16 protein-coding genes are annotated in these 15,466 nt (G+C 69.9%); 5 read left to right on the top strand and 11 right to left on the bottom strand.

Annotation, left to right across the window (positions count from 1 at the left end; all coding sequences use genetic code 11):
* Positions 1–11 precede the first annotated feature (11 nt).
* Entirely contained in the window at positions 12–1,448 is a 1,437-nt protein-coding gene (locus AB0I23_RS00375) for a zinc-dependent metalloprotease (RefSeq protein ID WP_359105334.1), read from the top strand.
* Positions 1,445–1,993, top strand: a complete 549-nt coding sequence (locus AB0I23_RS00370) for an NUDIX hydrolase (protein WP_359105331.1) — start codon at positions 1,445–1,447, stop codon at positions 1,991–1,993. The genes AB0I23_RS00375 and AB0I23_RS00370 overlap by 4 nt, the downstream gene beginning before the upstream one ends.
* A 90-nt stretch (positions 1,994–2,083) precedes the next feature.
* On the opposite strand, the gene AB0I23_RS00365 is transcribed toward AB0I23_RS00370, so the two are convergent.
* From AB0I23_RS00365 to AB0I23_RS00350, 4 genes are all read right to left on the bottom strand, one after another.
* Entirely contained in the window at positions 2,084–2,839 is a 756-nt protein-coding gene (locus tag AB0I23_RS00365; RefSeq protein WP_359105328.1) for an AIM24 family protein, read from the bottom strand.
* 19 nt (positions 2,840–2,858) lie between these two features.
* Positions 2,859–3,539, bottom strand: coding sequence for an AIM24 family protein (locus AB0I23_RS00360; RefSeq protein WP_037688983.1), 681 nt, complete (start codon positions 3,537–3,539; stop codon positions 2,859–2,861).
* A gap of 11 nt (positions 3,540–3,550) precedes the next feature.
* Entirely contained in the window at positions 3,551–5,170 is a 1,620-nt protein-coding gene (locus AB0I23_RS00355; protein ID WP_359105326.1) for a TerD family protein, read from the bottom strand.
* 107 nt (positions 5,171–5,277) lie between these two features.
* Complete coding sequence (locus AB0I23_RS00350; RefSeq protein ID WP_359105323.1) at positions 5,278–5,901, bottom strand: M48 metallopeptidase family protein; 624 nt, start codon at positions 5,899–5,901, stop codon at positions 5,278–5,280.
* Between the two features lie 287 nt (positions 5,902–6,188).
* On the opposite strand from AB0I23_RS00350, the gene AB0I23_RS00345 reads away from it, so the two are divergent.
* On the top strand, positions 6,189–7,334 hold the full coding sequence (locus AB0I23_RS00345; protein ID WP_359105320.1) for a ThiF family adenylyltransferase: 1,146 nt from the start codon (positions 6,189–6,191) through the stop codon (positions 7,332–7,334).
* A gap of 41 nt (positions 7,335–7,375) precedes the next feature.
* Positions 7,376–8,851 (top strand): ABC1 kinase family protein, encoded by a 1,476-nt coding sequence (locus tag AB0I23_RS00340; protein WP_359105318.1) that lies wholly within the window; start codon positions 7,376–7,378, stop codon positions 8,849–8,851.
* Positions 8,852–8,929: 78 nt separating this feature from the next.
* Here AB0I23_RS00340 and AB0I23_RS00335 read toward each other — a convergent pair whose 3' ends face one another.
* From AB0I23_RS00335 to AB0I23_RS00315, 5 genes are all read right to left on the bottom strand, one after another.
* On the bottom strand, positions 8,930–9,133 hold the full coding sequence (locus AB0I23_RS00335; RefSeq protein ID WP_359105315.1) for a hypothetical protein: 204 nt from the start codon (positions 9,131–9,133) through the stop codon (positions 8,930–8,932).
* 165 nt (positions 9,134–9,298) lie between these two features.
* Entirely contained in the window at positions 9,299–9,622 is a 324-nt protein-coding gene (locus AB0I23_RS00330) for a hypothetical protein (RefSeq protein ID WP_359106212.1), read from the bottom strand.
* A 32-nt stretch (positions 9,623–9,654) separates the two neighbouring features.
* Complete coding sequence (locus AB0I23_RS00325) at positions 9,655–10,023, bottom strand: WhiB family transcriptional regulator (RefSeq protein ID WP_030915514.1); 369 nt, start codon at positions 10,021–10,023, stop codon at positions 9,655–9,657.
* Positions 10,024–10,195: 172 nt separating this feature from the next.
* Positions 10,196–10,519 (bottom strand): hypothetical protein, encoded by a 324-nt coding sequence (locus AB0I23_RS00320; RefSeq protein ID WP_359105312.1) that lies wholly within the window; start codon positions 10,517–10,519, stop codon positions 10,196–10,198.
* Positions 10,520–10,683: 164 nt separating this feature from the next.
* Complete coding sequence (locus AB0I23_RS00315) at positions 10,684–12,936, bottom strand: ATP-dependent DNA helicase UvrD2 (protein ID WP_359105309.1); 2,253 nt, start codon at positions 12,934–12,936, stop codon at positions 10,684–10,686.
* A gap of 133 nt (positions 12,937–13,069) precedes the next feature.
* Between AB0I23_RS00315 and AB0I23_RS00310 the strand changes: the two genes are divergently transcribed.
* A complete protein-coding gene (locus tag AB0I23_RS00310) occupies positions 13,070–13,327 on the top strand; it encodes a glutaredoxin family protein (protein WP_359105307.1) in 258 nt (85 codons plus the stop codon).
* Positions 13,328–13,483: 156 nt separating this feature from the next.
* Here AB0I23_RS00310 and AB0I23_RS00305 read toward each other — a convergent pair whose 3' ends face one another.
* Together AB0I23_RS00305 and AB0I23_RS00300 are read right to left on the bottom strand one after the other, a co-directional pair.
* On the bottom strand, positions 13,484–14,164 hold the full coding sequence (locus AB0I23_RS00305) for a response regulator transcription factor (protein ID WP_359105304.1): 681 nt from the start codon (positions 14,162–14,164) through the stop codon (positions 13,484–13,486).
* A complete protein-coding gene (locus tag AB0I23_RS00300; RefSeq protein WP_359105301.1) occupies positions 14,161–15,444 on the bottom strand; it encodes a sensor histidine kinase in 1,284 nt (427 codons plus the stop codon). The genes AB0I23_RS00305 and AB0I23_RS00300 overlap by 4 nt, the downstream gene beginning before the upstream one ends.
* Between the last annotated feature and the right edge of the window lie 22 nt (positions 15,445–15,466).

Genomic DNA, 15,466 nt, shown 5'->3' with positions numbered 1-15,466 from the left:
CGAGGAAACCCGTGAGTGACACCCCATTCGGATTCGGCCTTCCGCCGGAGGAGCCGGAGAACGGCGACGAGGGCAAGACGAAGGACCCCACCGGAGGTGGGCAGGGTTCGGGCGGGCCGGCGAACCCGTTCGGCTTCGGGCCGGGCGCGGGCGGGGACAACCCGTTCGCGGCGATGTTCGGCACGATGAACCCGAACGACCTGGGAGCCGCCTTCCAACAGCTCGGCCAGATGCTGAGCTACGAGGGCGGTCCCGTGAACTGGGACATGGCCAAGCAGATCGCCCGCCAGACGGTCTCGCAGGGCACGCCGGACGGCACCAAGGACGTGAGCATCGGCCCGTCCGAGCGGTCGGCGGTCGACGAGGCGCTGCGCCTGGCGGATCACTGGCTGGACGGCGTGACGTCGCTGCCCTCCGGGGCGGTCTCGACCGTGGCGTGGAGCCGTGCGGAGTGGGTCGAGGCGTCCCTGCCCGCCTGGCAGAAGCTGGTCGACCCGGTGGCGGAGCGTGTCGGCATGGCCATGGGTGATGTGCTGCCCGAGGAGATGCAGGCCATGGCCGGCCCGCTGATCGGCATGATGCGGTCGATGGGCGGTGCGATGTTCGGTCAGCAGATCGGGCAGGCGGTGGGTGTGCTGGCGGGTGAGGTGGTCGGTTCGACCGATATCGGGCTGCCGCTCGGCCCGGCGGGCAAGGCCGCGCTCCTTCCGCTGAACGTCGAGATGTTCGGCAAGGACCTGAGCGTGCCGCAGGACGAGGTGCGGCTCTATCTGGCCCTGCGTGAGGCCGCCCACCAGCGGCTCTTCGCCCATGTGCCGTGGCTGCGCTCGCACCTGTTCGGCGCCGTCGAGGGATACGCCCGCGGCATCAAGGTCGACACCAGCAAGCTGGAGGACGTGGTCGGCCAGTTCGACCCGTCGCAGCCCGAGCAGCTGCAGGACGCCCTTCAGCAGGGCATGTTCCAGCCGGAGGACACGCCGGACCAGAAGGCGGCGCTGGCCCGGCTGGAGACGGCGCTCGCGCTGGTCGAGGGCTGGGTGGACGCGGTGGTCCACGAGGCCGCGAAGTCCCGGCTGACCTCGGCGGACGCACTGCGCGAGACAATGCGCAGGCGCCGTGCCTCCGGCGGTCCGGCCGAGCAGACGTTCGCCACGCTGATCGGGCTGCAGCTGCGGCCGCGTCGGCTGCGGGACGCCTCGCGGCTGTGGGCGTCGCTCACGGACGCGCGCGGTCTCGACGGGCGCGACGCGCTCTGGGAGCACCCGGACATGCTGCCGACCGCGCATGACCTGGACGACCCGGACGGGTTCGTGCACCACGAGCAGCTGGACTTCTCCGAGCTGGACAAGATGCTCGGCGAGGCCGCGAAGGGTCCCCGGAAGCCCGCGGACGACAAGGGCGAGGAAACCGGCGGCGCCGGCGACGGCAAGGACGACACCGACCAGTGAGCCTGTACGACGACGCCGTCCTCGTACTGAAGAGGTACGAGGACCCGGCCGATCCTGACCAGGAGCAGCTGCGCCAGACCTATCTGGACCATCTGGCACGGCATCCGGACGGTATGTGGAAGGCGTGCGGGGCCGGGCATCTGACGGCCAGCGCGCTGGTCGTCGATCCGGAGCGCGGCCGGGTGCTGCTGACGCTGCACCGGAAGCTTCAGATGTGGCTGCAGATGGGCGGCCACTGCGAGCCCGAGGACGCAACGCTGGCGGCTGCGGCGCTGCGTGAGGCCACCGAGGAGTCCGGCATCAGCGGTCTGACGCTGCTGGCGGGCGGCCCGGTGGTGCTGGACCGGCATGCGATCCCGGCGCCCTGCCACTGGCATCTGGATGTGCAGTACGCGGCGCTGGCACCGCCGGGCGCGACGGAAGAGATCAGCGACGAGTCGCTGGATCTGCGCTGGTTCGCGTACGACGAGGTGGCCGAGGTGGCCGACACCTCGGTCGTGCGGCTGATGGCGCGTACGCGCGCGGCACTGGAAGGCGGCCGGTAGCCGTACCGACGGCCCTCGGCACCGACACCGCAACGGGTGAGGGGCGCCCTCCTGGGAGGGCGCCCCTCACCCGCGTCCGTGCGCCGCGATTCAGTTCCAAACGTTGTTCTGGTTCTGGCCGTGTGCTCCCTGCTGGCCCATGCCGTACTGGGCGCGCAGCCCCTGGCCGATCTGGGCGCTCTGCGGGGGCAGCACCTCGCTCGGCTGGACCAGGGCGAAGCCCTGTCCGAGGAAGCTGAGCTCCCAGCCCTCACCGGTGTTGCCGCGCCGCCGCCAGACGCCCGAGGAGTGCGTCTGTGCCTGCATCTGCACGCGCAGGGAGCTGGACCAGGCGACGATCGCGTCGGCGTCGACGTTGACGTACTTGTCCGGCGTGATCTGCATCATCAGCGGCTGACCGGACGTCATCAGGGCGACTTTGCCGGTGCCGGAGATGTTGAGCTGGTACTTGCCGCTGCCCGAGATGCCGTACTGGCTGTCCACGGCGATGACCTCGGTGTGCAACGACGAGTCGAGCGCCAGGACATAGGCGCTGTCCACCGTCATGCCATCGCGGTCGACGTCCACGACATGGACGTACTGCGCGAGGTTGGCGAGGTAGACGGTGCCCTGCCCCGAGCAGCGCATCAGGTCGAGGCCCTCACCGGTGCTCGCGCGGGCGCGGCGCTGCCCGTGCGACTGGTACTCGCCGTCGAACTCCATCAGCCCCTGGTAGGCGACCATGGCCCCCTTGCGGGCGAGGACGTCGTCGTGGCCGGCCAGCGAGACCCGCAGGAGCTGCGGGTTCTGCAGGGTGTACCGGTCCTGGGACTGCTGTTCCGTGTAGTTGAAAAGCGGACTCTGCATGGTGTGTTCTCGCTCCCCCTCAGTTCCGGACCCGCAGGCGGTCCGTACTGTCCTCGCTCGGCTGGACGACGACGATGCCCTGGCCGGAGAAGGCCATCTGGAACGCCTCGCCGCTTCCCCGCCCGATCAGCGAGGAGGCCTTGAAGCTGCGTTTTCCCTTCACCTTGAGGTTCGGGGACCACGCCACAAGGGCGTCCGGGTCGACATAGGTCTCGTCCTCGCCGCGTCCGCAGTCCACGACGATCGGCGTACCGCGCGAGGTGATCGCGACCCAGCCGGTGCCGGAGATACAGACGTTCCACAGACCCTGGCCGGCGAACTTCGCCAGGCCCTTGACCCGCTCCACGCCCCAGGTGAGGTGGCCGTCGAAGGCCAGGACGTTCGTACCGTTGACCGAGAGGGAGTCGTTGTTGAGATTGATGACGACCACATCGGCGCCGTAGTCGGCGAGGTAGAGCAGCCCGTCACCGGAGCACTTCATCAGGGGTGCGCCTTCGCCGGTGATCCACTGGGAGGCGATCTGCCGGACGGCGGGCGGGTTGGGCTCGTACTGGATGAAGCCCTCGTAGGACACCATCGAGCCGGTACGTGCGTAGAGGTCCTGGCCGGTGGCCATGGCGACCTTGAGCATCGTATGGCCGTGGTTCTCCATACGGGCCGTGACAGGGGTCGGGGCGAAGCCCGCGAGCTGCTGGTTCATGACGGGCTCCCTCAGACCTCGTAGGGCTGGACGACGATGAAGTTGCCGGGGGCTCCCCGGAACTGGAGGTTCACAGTCTCTCCGCTGTGCCCCGGGTACGCGTTGCGGCGTAGCCGGACCTGGCTGGAGATGATCACCTGGGACGCGGCCGACCAGGCCACCACGGCGTTGCAGTCGGCGAACGTGGTCGGCGTGACCGGCAGGACGACGGGGACACCGTGGGTCTTGACGACGACCGTGCCGGTGCCCTGGAACTGCATGGTGAACAGTGCACCGCCGGGGATGCCGTGCCCCTCGATCCTGCGGACCTCGTACTGCAGCGACTCGTCGAAGGCGAGGACGCTCTCCGCGGAGACGCAGATGCCGTCGCCCTGGAGCTCGATGGAGTGCAGATGGGAGCCGTCCTCGGCGAGGAAGACCTGGCCGCGACCGGTACAGCGCATCAGCTGCATTTCCTGGCCGGTCGCATTCCCGACCATGCGGCCCGCGAAACCGGCGCCCTTGTAGCTGAAGTCGACCTTGCCCTGGTACATCACCATGGAGCCCTGGCGTGCGAGCACCGGCGTACCGCCCATGGTGAGGTCGACCCGCATGAGCTGCTGGTTCTGCGGCGTCCAACGCTGGCCGGTGGCCGTCTCCTTGTACGGCTGGAGCGCGGCCTGCAGACCGGCGCCGGCCTGCGGCACACCCTGGGGGATGCCCGGCTGCATTCCGGGGGGCTGTTGCCCGTACGGAGCCGGAGCCTGCTGACCGTACGGTGCCGGGACCTGCTGGCCGTAGGGGGCGGCCGGCATGGCCTGGCCGGGGAGCTGCCCGAACTGGGGCGGCTGTCCCGGCTGGCCGTAGGGAGCGGGGGCGGGCGCGGGCGGCGGGACGGTGCCACCGTGCGGCACCATCGGCGCCGCTATCGTCGGCGCGGCATGCATCTGCTGCTGGGGAGTGGGGGCCTGCGCGGCCGGGGCACCGAAGGACGGAGCCGGCTGCGGGACTTGAGGGACCTGCGGAGCGGCCGGGGCACCGAAGGACGGAGCGGGCGCCGAGGGCTGCGCGGGCGGGGCGAACGAGGGGACCGCGGTCTGCGGCTGCGGTGCGGCGGACGCCTCCTCGGCGACCTCACCGCCGAAGTTCTTCAGCAGCGCGTCGAGGCCGCCGTCGAAGCCCTGTCCGACAGCGGCGAACCGCCAGACGTCCTTCAGATAGAAGTCGCCCAGCATCACCGCGCGCTCGGTGGTGAACTCGGAGCCGGTGAAGGCGTACCTGACGACTTCCTCGCCGCCCGCGACGATCCGGATGTATCCCGGACCGATCTGCGACATCTGCCCCGCGCCGTCGACGGTCGCGGTGAACGACAGCTTGTGGATGTTCGCCGGAATGCGGTCCAGAGTGACGCGGAACGACTCGGTGTCACCGGACTGGGCGCCGAGGAGCTGAATGGACTCCTCGGGCGATTTCGGCTGATTGAAGAAGATGAAATACCGGTCGTCGGAGAGCTGCTCATGGGCGTCGAGGCCGAAACAGCTGATGTCGAAGGTCAGTCCAGGACCGGCGATCTGCACACCTACGTACAGATCCGTCCCCGGCGTGAGATCGCTGATCTTGGCCTTGTGGCCGCGTTGGAATTCCCTGGCCATGCGTAACGACCGTCCCCCATCCCGAATGTGAATGCGTCGCGCCAGGCTAGCCGCAAACTCCGACATTGAGCTAAGTCGGTACACACCCGGTACAGAATCACTGAACGTCACTCACCACGCGCGGCGGGCAGATGAGGCAGCCGGTCCGCCGCCACCACTCCTTCGAGGTAGCCGCGGGCCCGCTCGGTGCGCGGATACGCCTCCAGCAGCCGCCAGAACCGCGGACCGTGACCGGGAACCAGCAGATGTGCCAGCTCGTGGACGAGCACGTAGTCGACGACGTACTCCGGCATTCCCTGCAAGCGGTGCGACAGACGGATGCTGCCCTCCGCCGGGGTGCAGGACCCCCACCGGGTGTTCTGGTTGGTCACCCACCGCACCGAGGCGGGCCTGGCCCGGCCCGCGAAATACTGGGCGGACAACCGCTCGGCCCGCTCGGTGAGTTCGCTGTCGCCGAGGACGCGCTTGCTCTCCTGGGCCGCGAGTTTGTCGAGCATCACGGTCACCCAGCGCCGCTCCTCCGCCTCCGACATCCTGGCGGGGATCAGCACGATGGTGCGGTCGCCCTCCCGGTACGCGGAGACCGTTCTGCTGCGTCGGGTGCTCCTGCGGACCTCGACCGCGCTCGTCGCCGAGATGCGGGGCGGATGGCTGGCCGCGCTGCGCTGATGGTCTTTGGCGCTGCGCGCGGGAGTCTCCCCGGCGAAGCCGGGTGACGGGTCGGCGGGCACGCCCCGACGTTACCCGCTGCCAGTGCGGGAAGTCCCGCCTCCGGGACGGTTCGCGCATGATCCGTTCCACGGCGTGCACCATTTGAACGACTAATACCCCATGCCTGTGGATAACTTTCTGCACACTTCGGCGCCGGCCTGCATTCTGGCAACGGATCTCGCGAAGCTCCGGTCCGCGGACGACGCACGCAGCGCGCCCGCGGATCACTCCGGGACTGCACAGAGAGCGCACAGATATCGCACGGAGCAGAAACCGCAGCAGGACGAACACGGGCCAAGGGGAAGCCATGCATCCGATGTTGAAACCCGCACTGCGCCGAGCGTGGCGTGGAAGGAACACCGTGCAATTCGGGGTGACGCCCGCTCACGCGGTGAAGGTCGGTCCGATGGATATCGCCACGGGCAGTTTCCTGGAACTGCTCGACGGAACGCGCGGACTGCCGCTGCTGCGCGAGCAAGCCAGGGCACTGAATCTGTCCGGCCATCAAGTGGACACGCTGGTGGCGCGATTGGCGGAAGCCGGACTGATCGACGACGTCCGGGCGGGCGGGCCGGACGCCGATGCGCTGCGCAACCGGGCCGGTGTGCTGGAGCGGCAGCGCCCCGATCTGGCAGCGCTCTCGGTCGTGTACCCCGAACCAGGCGGCGGGCTGCGGCGGTTGGCGGCCCGCCGCGCGATGCGGGTCCAGGTGCGGGGCTCCGGCCGGGTCGGTGCGGCCATCGCGGCGGTGCTGTCCGGATCCGGTGTGGGCCTGGTCGAGGTCCTGGACGGTGGGGTCACCGAGCCGTCGGACGTCGCGCCCGGCGGGCTACCGGCCACCGCGGTCGGTGAGCGCAGGGACACCGCCGCCCGGCAGTTGGTACGACGATCCGCTGTCGGTCCCGTTCCCCGGGCCACGGGGACGGACCGCTCCCCTTCGCGTGGTGGTCCCGGGCTGTCCCTGGTCGTGGTCGCTCCTCGGGACGGTCTCGCGGTGTACGCCCCCGACCCGCGTGCAGCCGAGCCGTGGATCGCTTCGGGTACTCCCCATCTCTATGCCGGGGTGATCGAGGCCACCGGCGTGGTCGGTCCGCTGGTACTGCCCGGCGGCACGGCCTGCGCAGGATGCCTGGACCTGCACCGCACGGATCAGGATCCGCAGTGGCCGCGGATGCTGGCCCAGTGGCGGTCCGGGCGGCGCAGCGCCGTGCAGGCGTGTGACCTGGCGCTGGCGACAGCGGTGGCCGGTCTCGCCGCGGCCCAGGCACTTGCGTTTCTCGACGGCGAACTGCCCGCCGGCACAGGGGCTCGATGCGAGGCCGCCCTGCCGCTGTTGGACTGGCGGTCGGAGCGGATCGGGCCACACCTCGACTGTTCCTGCGGGGCGAGTGGGCACACTGGAGTGGAGCGCACCTCAGGGCTCGGCGCGGCGCACGACACAATGGCCGGGTAACCGCCGCACGCGGCACGGCAGTCTGGGATTTGGAGGGGCGTATGTCTGATCTTCCCCGGAAAGCGGTCACCCGTACAGCCAAGTTGGCCGCGCTGCCACTCGGCTTCGCCGGCCGTGCCACCTGGGGGCTGGGCAAACGGATCGGCGGCAAGTCCGCGGAGATAGTGACCCGTGAGCTCCAGCAACGCACGGCGGACCAGCTTTTCCGCACGCTGGGCGAGCTGAAGGGGGGTGCCATGAAGCTCGGTCAGGCCCTGTCCGTTTTCGAGTCCGCGCTGCCCGAGGAGGTCGCCGGGCCGTATCGGGCGGCGCTCACCAAACTGCAGGAAGCCGCTCCCCCCATGCCGACCCGCACGGTCCACGCGGTGCTCACGGAGCGGCTCGGCGAGGACTGGCGGGAGCTGTTCCTCGAATTCGAGGACAAGCCGTCGGCCGCCGCGTCGATCGGGCAGGTGCACCGGGCGGTCTGGCACGACGGGCGGGCCGTCGCCGTAAAGGTGCAATATCCGGGCGCCGGGGAGGCCCTGATCTCGGACCTGACCCAACTCAGCCGTTTCGCCCGGCTGCTCGGCCCGCTGATCCCCGGAATGGACATCAAGCCGCTCATCGCGGAGCTGCGCGACCGGGTGTCGGAGGAGTTGGACTACGAACTGGAGGCACAGTCGCAGCGAGAACACGCCGAGGAGTTCGCGAACGACCCCGATGTGGTGGTTCCCGGTGTGGTGTACCAGTCCGACCAGGTGCTGGTGACGGAGTGGATCGACGGCGTCCCGCTGTCCGAGGTGATCGCGGAGGGCACCCAGGAACAACGGAACCGGGCGGGTCAGCTGCTGGCGCGGTTCCTCTTCTCGGGTCCAGCACGCACGAGTCTGCTGCACGCCGACCCGCATCCGGGCAACTTCCGGCTCCTGCCCGGGGGCGGTGAAGCGGACGGGGAGACGGAAGGCGATGGCAGCGGGACATGGCGGCTCGGAGTGCTGGACTTCGGCACGGTGGACCGGCTGCCGGGCGGCCTGCCTCAGCCCATCGGGGACTCGTTGCGGCTGACGCTGGAGGGTGACGCGGAGGCAGTGTACGAACTGCTGCGCGAGGAGGGCTTCGTCAAGAAGTCCATCGACCTCAACCCGGATGAGGTACTGGACTATCTCCTGCCCATCATCGAGCCGGCGCAGGTGGAGGAGTTCACTTTCACCCGGAGCTGGATGCGCAATCAGGCGGCCCGGATAGCGGATCCCCGCTCCCCGGCCCATCAGCTGGGCAAGCAGCTGAATCTGCCGCCCGCCTATCTGCTGATACACCGGGTGACGCTGAGCACGATCGGGGTGCTGTGCCAGCTGGGTGCGACAGTGCGGCTTCGGGATGAACTGGAGGCCTGGGTCCCGGGGTTCCTGCCCGTCGAGGACCTGCCCGAGCAACACATCCGGGACCTGGAGCTCCCGGACCAGGAACTGACCGGCCACGAGCTGACCGGTCAGGAGCTGACCGAGGGCGAGCTGCTCGACGACCGGCCGGCCTAGGATCCGGCGCAGTGTCCGGGACCGCCCGCGTCGACCTCGCCCCCGGCGCCGGCACGGCCTCGGCACCGGGCGGGCAGGTCACCACCAGGCCGAGTCGAGGCGGCCCTCGATCGCCCTGAGGTGAGTGCGGGCGCAGTTGTCGCAGAAGTACTGGCGCCTGCCGTTCTCCACGGAGCAGATCCAGGTCGGCGGTGCGTACGCGCTGTCGGCGGTGGTGCCGCACAGGGCGCACACCACGATCTCGGCACCCGGCTGCGCGGGGTGATGAGTCTCCTCGTCCACCCCGTGACGATAACTCCGTCCTCGCTGCGCGGCACGGCACCACACAGCACGACCGCGGGGCCGGCCCGTTCGGACCGGCCCCGCGGAAGGGGTACTGACAAGGGGGTGCTGGCTGCTGCCGGGCGGAGCGGCGCCCGGCAGCGGTTGCTGCGGTTTCCGGCCTGGCTAGTGCATGACCGCCATGGCCAGCGCGCGGCGGGCACGCATCGAAACGCGCTCCGCCCGGCGCTGCATCCGCCGAGCGGTGACCAGGCGCACGGCCCGGCGCTCCGCGTCGGCTTCCCTCAGGCGGTCGTGCATATGCGCACGAGCCAGGGCTTCTGGGATGAGTTGCATCTCGCGGGTCCTGTTCTGACGCGAGTCGTTCGCGCCGATGATCGTGACGTTCGGTGTCGCGGAGCCGATGGGCTCGTTCGTGGGGACGGTCATTGGTGCCTGATTTCGAGGGTCGTGGGTCCGGGGACGGTCGATGGTTCCGATGCGCTTCATGGGTTTGGGAACCGTGGCTCCCAGGCCGGCGGTCACGCCGCAACCGGGTTCTTGCGCGGACGGCCACGCGGCCGCTTGCGAGCGACGACGACGCCCTGGATGAAGAGCTCGCCACCCCAGACGCCCCACGGCTCGCGGCGCTCCTTGGCGCCGGCGAGGCAGGCCTCGACGAGCGGGCAGGTGCGGCAGAGCGACTTGGCGTACTCGACATCGGCCGGCGACTCGGCGAAGAAGACCTCCGGGTCGTAGGAACGGCAGGGGACGGGCACGCCGAGGTTCTCGATGGCGTCGTCGAGCGCGGTGAGCGCAGTGAGGGGGATCAAGGTGGAGTCCTCCGTGAGGCCGGGCGGGGGGATCGTTTCGGAAGGCGGTACGGACGGGGCGTGCGCTTCGAGTTGCACGGTGGTGGTGTCCTCGTCTGGTTGTTCCGGCCGGTCGGCCGGGTGGCTGCTGGTACCGGGTACTGCTTGTCCCGAGGCGCCTTCTCGCTGTGTCGTCCGTTGGGACAAAACAAAAGGGCCGCGGATCCCGAGTGGGGTTCCGCGGCCCTGAAGGCGCCGGCCTGATGGTCGATCAGGCTGGATCACTCCAGGGTTCAGGCCCACGGAAGGCCCACATCATGTGGTGCGTCGTCTGCTTCTCGGCTCCGGCACCGACTGCCGCAAAGGCATAGGCCGCCTTGGCCTGTCCCTTCGCTACTGCTGCCGTCGGTGCCTGGGTCGGTCGCTCATTGCGCTCCCGCACGGGGAGGCTCGCCAGGGACAGCGGGCTGACGGCAGAAATACCGGACAGACCGGTGCCACGAAGCGAGAATTCCGAAGAGCAGGCGAGGCCGAGCGAGCAGGCGGAGACGACCGACAGATCGGTCATTTTGTTGGTCTTGATGATGCTGATCACGACAATCGCCTCCTCTCGGCGTCTCGGTGGACCGGCGGGCCGGTCCTGCGTATTCGGATAAGTACAGCACAGGATCAGGGCTTCAGAGAAGTCGCTGTTCCCGTGGTTAAGAACCTATGGTGATGACTGGGGCGGGCGCAAACTATTTTTTCGACGAGTTTTTCTCACCCTTCCCCGTCGTCTCCTTCAAGCCCCTCGACCGGGTCCTCACCTGCGCATATGGCCAGCACTGCGGCTCCGAACCGGTCCATCTTCCGGACACCGACCCCGGAGATCCCGGCCAGTTCGCCCTCGCTGCCCGGCACCGCCTCGGCGATCGCCATCAACGTCTTGTCGGTGAACACGCAGTAGGCGGGCTGGCCGATTTCCTTCGCCCGGTCCGCCCGCCAGTCGCGCAGCCGCTCGTACAGCGCCTCGTCCATGTCGGAGGGGCAGTCCTCACAGCGCATCAGCTTCATCTCGCCGGCGTCGGTGAGTGTCTTGCCGCAGACCCGGCACAGCGCGGGGCCACGACGCCTGCGCCTGGTCACCGCGGGGCGCTCGATGCCTCCTCCTCCACCGCCGGCCGTACCACGCCCGCCGAGCGCCGCCGAGCCGGGACGCAGTCCGTTCAGGAAGCGGCTCGGGCGCCGCCCACCGCGGCTGCCCGGCGACCGGGACAGCGACCACGACAGCGAGAGATGGAAACGCGCCCGGGTGACACCGACATACAGCAGGCGGCGCTCCTCCTCGATCTGCTCATCCGTCTTGGCGTACGTGATCGGCATCATGCCCTCGGACAGCCCGACCAGGAACACGGCGTCCCACTCCAGACCCTTCGCCGAGTGCAGCGAGGCCAGCGTGACTCCCTGGACCGCGGGGGCGTGCTGGGCGGCAGCCCGCTCGTCCAGCTCCGCCACCAGGTCGGAGAGCGTCGCCCCGGGCCTGGCCTGTTCGAAGTCCTCGGCCAGCCGGACCAGCGCGGCGAGGGACTCCCAGCGGTCACGCATCGCGCCGGAGCCCGCAGGCGGCTCCGTGGTCCACCCCTTGGTGGAGAGCACGGCCCGCACCTGTGAGGGGAGCCCCTCCGCGTCGTCGAGCAAGGAGTCGTTCCCCCCGGCGCGCGCCGCTCCTCGCAGAGCGACGCCTGCTTCCCGTACCTCCGCGCGCTCGAAGAAGCGCTCCGCGCCGCGCAGCTGATAGGGCACGCCCGCGTCGGAGAGGGCCTGCTCGTAGACCTCGGACTGGGAGTTGACCCGGTAGAGCACGGCGATCTCCCCGGCCGGGACACCTGCGGCGATCAGATCGCGGATCCGGCGGGCGGTGCCTTCCGCCTCCGCGGGCTCGTCCCCGTACTCCGTGTAGGCCGGCTCGGGGCCCCTCTCCCGCTGCGAGACCAGTTCGAGCCGGTGCTCGGCGGCGCGGCCACGGGCCTGGCCGAGCAGGCCGTTGGCCAGGTGGACGACCTGGGGCGTGGAACGGTAGTCCCTGACCAGCTTGACCACGGTCGCGTTCGGGTGGCGGGTGCGGAAGTTCAGCAGGTGCTCGGGGGTGGCCCCGGTGAAGGAGTAGATCGTCTGGCTGGCGTCCCCGACGACGCACAGGTTGTCCCGGTCGCCCAGCCAGAGGTCGAGCAGGCGCTGCTGGAGCGGGCTGACGTCCTGGTACTCGTCGACCACGAAGTGCTGGTACTGGCGCCGGACGTGGTCGGCGATGTCGTGACGGTCCTGGAGGATGGCGACGGTGAGGAGCAGTACGTCCTCGAAGTCGATCACCGAGCGGTCGCGCTTCAGCTGCTCGTACATCGCGTAGATCTGGGAGATCTCGGCGGTGTCGCGCGGGGCGTCGCGCTGGGTCTTGGCGACCACGGCCGGATAGTCGGCGGGCACGGTCTGGGTGACCTTCGCCCACTCGATCTCGCTGGTGACATCCCGCAGCTCGTTGCGGTCGAGCCGGATGCGGCAGCGCGCGGCCGCTTCGGCGACCAGCTGGACCTTGCGCTCCACCAGCCTCGGCAGCTCGCCGCCGACTGCTTTCGGCCAGAAGTACTGGAGCTGGCGCAGCGCGGCGGAGTGGAAGGTCCGCGCCTGCACTCCGGCCGCGCCGAGCTGGCGGAGCCGGCCCCGCATCTCGCCCGCGGCCCGGTTAGTGAACGTGACGGCCAGCACACTGGTCGGCTGGAGTATCCCGGCGCGCACCCCGTACGCGATGCGGTGCGTGATCGCTCGCGTCTTGCCCGTACCGGCTCCGGCCAGCACGCACACCGGGCCGTGCAGGGCCAGGGCGACCTCGCGCTGCTCGGGGTCCAGCCCGTCGAGCACGGCGTCCGCCGACTCGGGGACCTGCGGGAAAAGAGAGGAATGCGTTGCTGCTGTCACCCCGCCATGCTGCCAGGTCGGGAGCGGCGGACGCGGAAGTTGTCCACAGGGGAGCAGCATCCGTCGTACTAATGCGGGGCCGGCGCGGGAATGGTGACCAGGTCACATACGTTCCACTCCCTGCGGGGATGCGCATGGGGGGGCTTTTCCGCGATTCGTGAGTGAGACCAACAAGACAGAGGAGCGCGAAAACATGCTGGGCACTGTGACGATGTACAGCACCACGTGGTGCGGCTACTGCCGTCGGCTCAAGGGCCAGATGGACCGCGAGGGCATCACGTACAACGAGATCAACATCGAGCAGGACCCGGCGTCCGCGGCGTTCGTCGAGAAGGCCAACGGGGGCAACCAGACCGTACCGACGGTTCTGGTGGTTCCCCCCAACGGTGGCGAGAACATCGTCATGACGAACCCGAGCCTGGCCCAGGTGAAGCAGGCTCTCGCGGTCTGACGCTCCCGCGCGCCACGCCCCCTCCGGTCGAGGTCGCCGGAGGGGGCGGCGCTCAGCGGAGGGCCGGCAGCCCCTCGCGGACCCTCGCGCAGCCGGTCACCCCTGCCTCCGGCCAGCCCGGACCTGTGGTCCGGCAGGTGATCCGAAGGAAACGATCTAGGCGTCGCCTCCCGGGGAGATCAGCCCCGTCTCGTACGCAAGGACGACCGCCTGGACGCGGTCGCGGAGGTCCAGCTTGGACAGGATGCGGCCGATGTGGGTCTTGACAGTTGTGAGGCTGAGGAACAGGCGCTCTGCGAGCTCCGCGTTGCTGAGACCCGTAGCCAGTAGCCGGAGGACCTCGAGCTCTCGCGGGGTCAGCCCGGACAGATCGCGGTGCAAGGTGGTGGCCTGCACTTCGTCGCGGTGGGCGAAGCGCTCGATCAGGCGGCGGGTGATCGTCGGCGCGAGCAGCGCGTCACCGGACTGCACCAGGCGCACGGCGGCGACCAGATGCTCGGGCGTGACGTCCTTGAGCAGGAAGCCGCTGGCGCCTGCGGTGAGCGCGGCATAGACATAGTGATCGAGGTCGTACGTGGTCAGGATGATGACGCGGGTGCCGTCCTGGCCGCCGTCGGCGAGGATCCGCCTGGTCGCCTCGATGCCGTCCATCTGCGGCATCCGGATGTCCATGAGAACGACGTCGGGCCGGGTTCGCCGGACTGCGGCGACCGCCTCGGCCCCGTCGGCCGCCTCGGCCGTCACCTCGATGCCGTCGGCGGCGAGGATCATCCCGAAGCCCGTACGCACCAGGGCCTGGTCGTCGGCGATGACAGCGCGCAGGGCCGGCCGGCTCATGCGGTCCGCCAGGGGATACGAGCCTTGATCCGGTAGCCGCCGGCGAGCGTCGTACCGGACGTCAGCTCCCCGTGATACACCGTCAGCCGCTCGCGCAGTCCGATGAGGCCGCGGCCGTTGCCTGCCGCCGGCACAGCGTCCCGCACGCCGCCGGTGTCCATGACCTCGATCTCCAGGCTGTCCTCGGCGTAACCGATCATGACGGAGGCTTCGGCCCCGGGCGCATGCTTGATCGTGTTGGTCAGCGCCTCCTGGACGACCCGGTACGCCGCGAGGTCCACCCCGGGCGGCAGCGGGTCCGGTGGCAGCGACACCGCTACGTGCACCGGTGTGCCGGCGGCGCGCACCCGCTCGACCAGGGCGTCCATCTGCCCGAGCCCGGGCTGGGGCTCGAGGCCGTCGGGGCGCTCGTGGTCCGGGGCCGCGAGCAGGCCCATGACATGGCGCAGTTCGGCCATGGCGGCCCGGCCGCCGGCCTCGACGGTGAGCAGCGCTTCCTTCGACCGCTCGGGCGCCGCGTCCATCACCTTGCGCGCCGCGCCCGCCTGAATCACCATCACGCTCACATTGTGGGTCACGACGTCGTGCAGCTCGGCGGCAATTCTGGAACGCTCCTCCTCGACGGCCCGGCGCGTGGCCTCTTCCTGAGCCTGCTGCAGCTGCGTGTAGCGGTCCCGGCTCGCCGCCAGCTGTCGCTGCCAGATCCGGACCAGGCTGGCCAGCACCCCGGCGATCAGCAGCACAACGGCCGGACTCGACCAGCCCGGCAGGATGGGCTCCGCGTCCTTGAACGCGAGGCCGGCCAGCACGGCGGCGAGGACCATCGCGGCCATGGCCCGCGTCCGGTAGCGGCTGTACATGACGGCGTTGTAGGCGCCGATGACGCAGGTGACCACGCCCATCCAGGTGGCGTCGTCGCCCATGGCCAGCGTCGCGCCCATCGCCCCCGCGAACGCGATCAGCGGATACCGGCGCCGGTAGGCCAGCGGCAGCGCCGAGAGCACGACGAGCGGCCAGATCGTCGACGAGGGTCCTTCCTCCCGGACCGGGACGCCCAGGGGCAGCGGGGGCAGCGGGGGCGGAAACGGCACGTCCCGCTTGATCTGGACCGGCCCGCTGTCGGGGTAACGCGTCGCGACGATCAGCGCGATGACGGTCAGCACGACCGCCAGCACCACATCGGCGCGCACCGCCCGGCGCGACAGCGGGGCCGGCTTCGTCTCCGGCCGTAGCGCGTCGCGCAGCTGCTGACGCCATCCGCGCCGGTCTTCCGTCTCCATCAGCTCAGTGTGCGGCCCTTCC

The organism is Streptomyces atratus, assembly GCF_040655115.1.
GTDB classification, from domain to species: domain Bacteria; phylum Actinomycetota; class Actinomycetes; order Streptomycetales; family Streptomycetaceae; genus Streptomyces; species Streptomyces atratus_D.
This window is presented reverse-complemented; position numbering and strand designations above follow the sequence as displayed.

Excerpts from the sequence above, each read along its gene's own strand:
- AB0I23_RS00365 (WP_359105328.1), bottom strand. The coding sequence starts at position 2,839 with ATGCAGAGTCCGCTTTTCAACTACACGGAACAGCAGTCCCAGGACCGG.
- AB0I23_RS00360 (WP_037688983.1), bottom strand. The coding sequence starts at position 3,539 with ATGAACCAGCAGCTCGCGGGCTTCGCCCCGACCCCTGTCACGGCCCGT.
- AB0I23_RS00355 (WP_359105326.1), bottom strand. The coding sequence starts at position 5,170 with ATGGCCAGGGAATTCCAACGCGGCCACAAGGCCAAGATCAGCGATCTC.
- AB0I23_RS00345 (WP_359105320.1), top strand. The coding sequence starts at position 6,189 with ATGCATCCGATGTTGAAACCCGCACTGCGCCGAGCGTGGCGTGGAAGG.
- AB0I23_RS00340 (WP_359105318.1), top strand. The coding sequence starts at position 7,376 with ATGTCTGATCTTCCCCGGAAAGCGGTCACCCGTACAGCCAAGTTGGCC.
- AB0I23_RS00330 (WP_359106212.1), bottom strand. The coding sequence starts at position 9,622 with ATGAAGCGCATCGGAACCATCGACCGTCCCCGGACCCACGACCCTCGA.
- AB0I23_RS00315 (WP_359105309.1), bottom strand. The coding sequence starts at position 12,936 with ATGCTGCTCCCCTGTGGACAACTTCCGCGTCCGCCGCTCCCGACCTGG.
- AB0I23_RS00310 (WP_359105307.1), top strand. The coding sequence starts at position 13,070 with ATGCTGGGCACTGTGACGATGTACAGCACCACGTGGTGCGGCTACTGC.
- AB0I23_RS00305 (WP_359105304.1), bottom strand. The coding sequence starts at position 14,164 with ATGAGCCGGCCGGCCCTGCGCGCTGTCATCGCCGACGACCAGGCCCTG.
- AB0I23_RS00300 (WP_359105301.1), bottom strand. The coding sequence starts at position 15,444 with ATGGAGACGGAAGACCGGCGCGGATGGCGTCAGCAGCTGCGCGACGCG.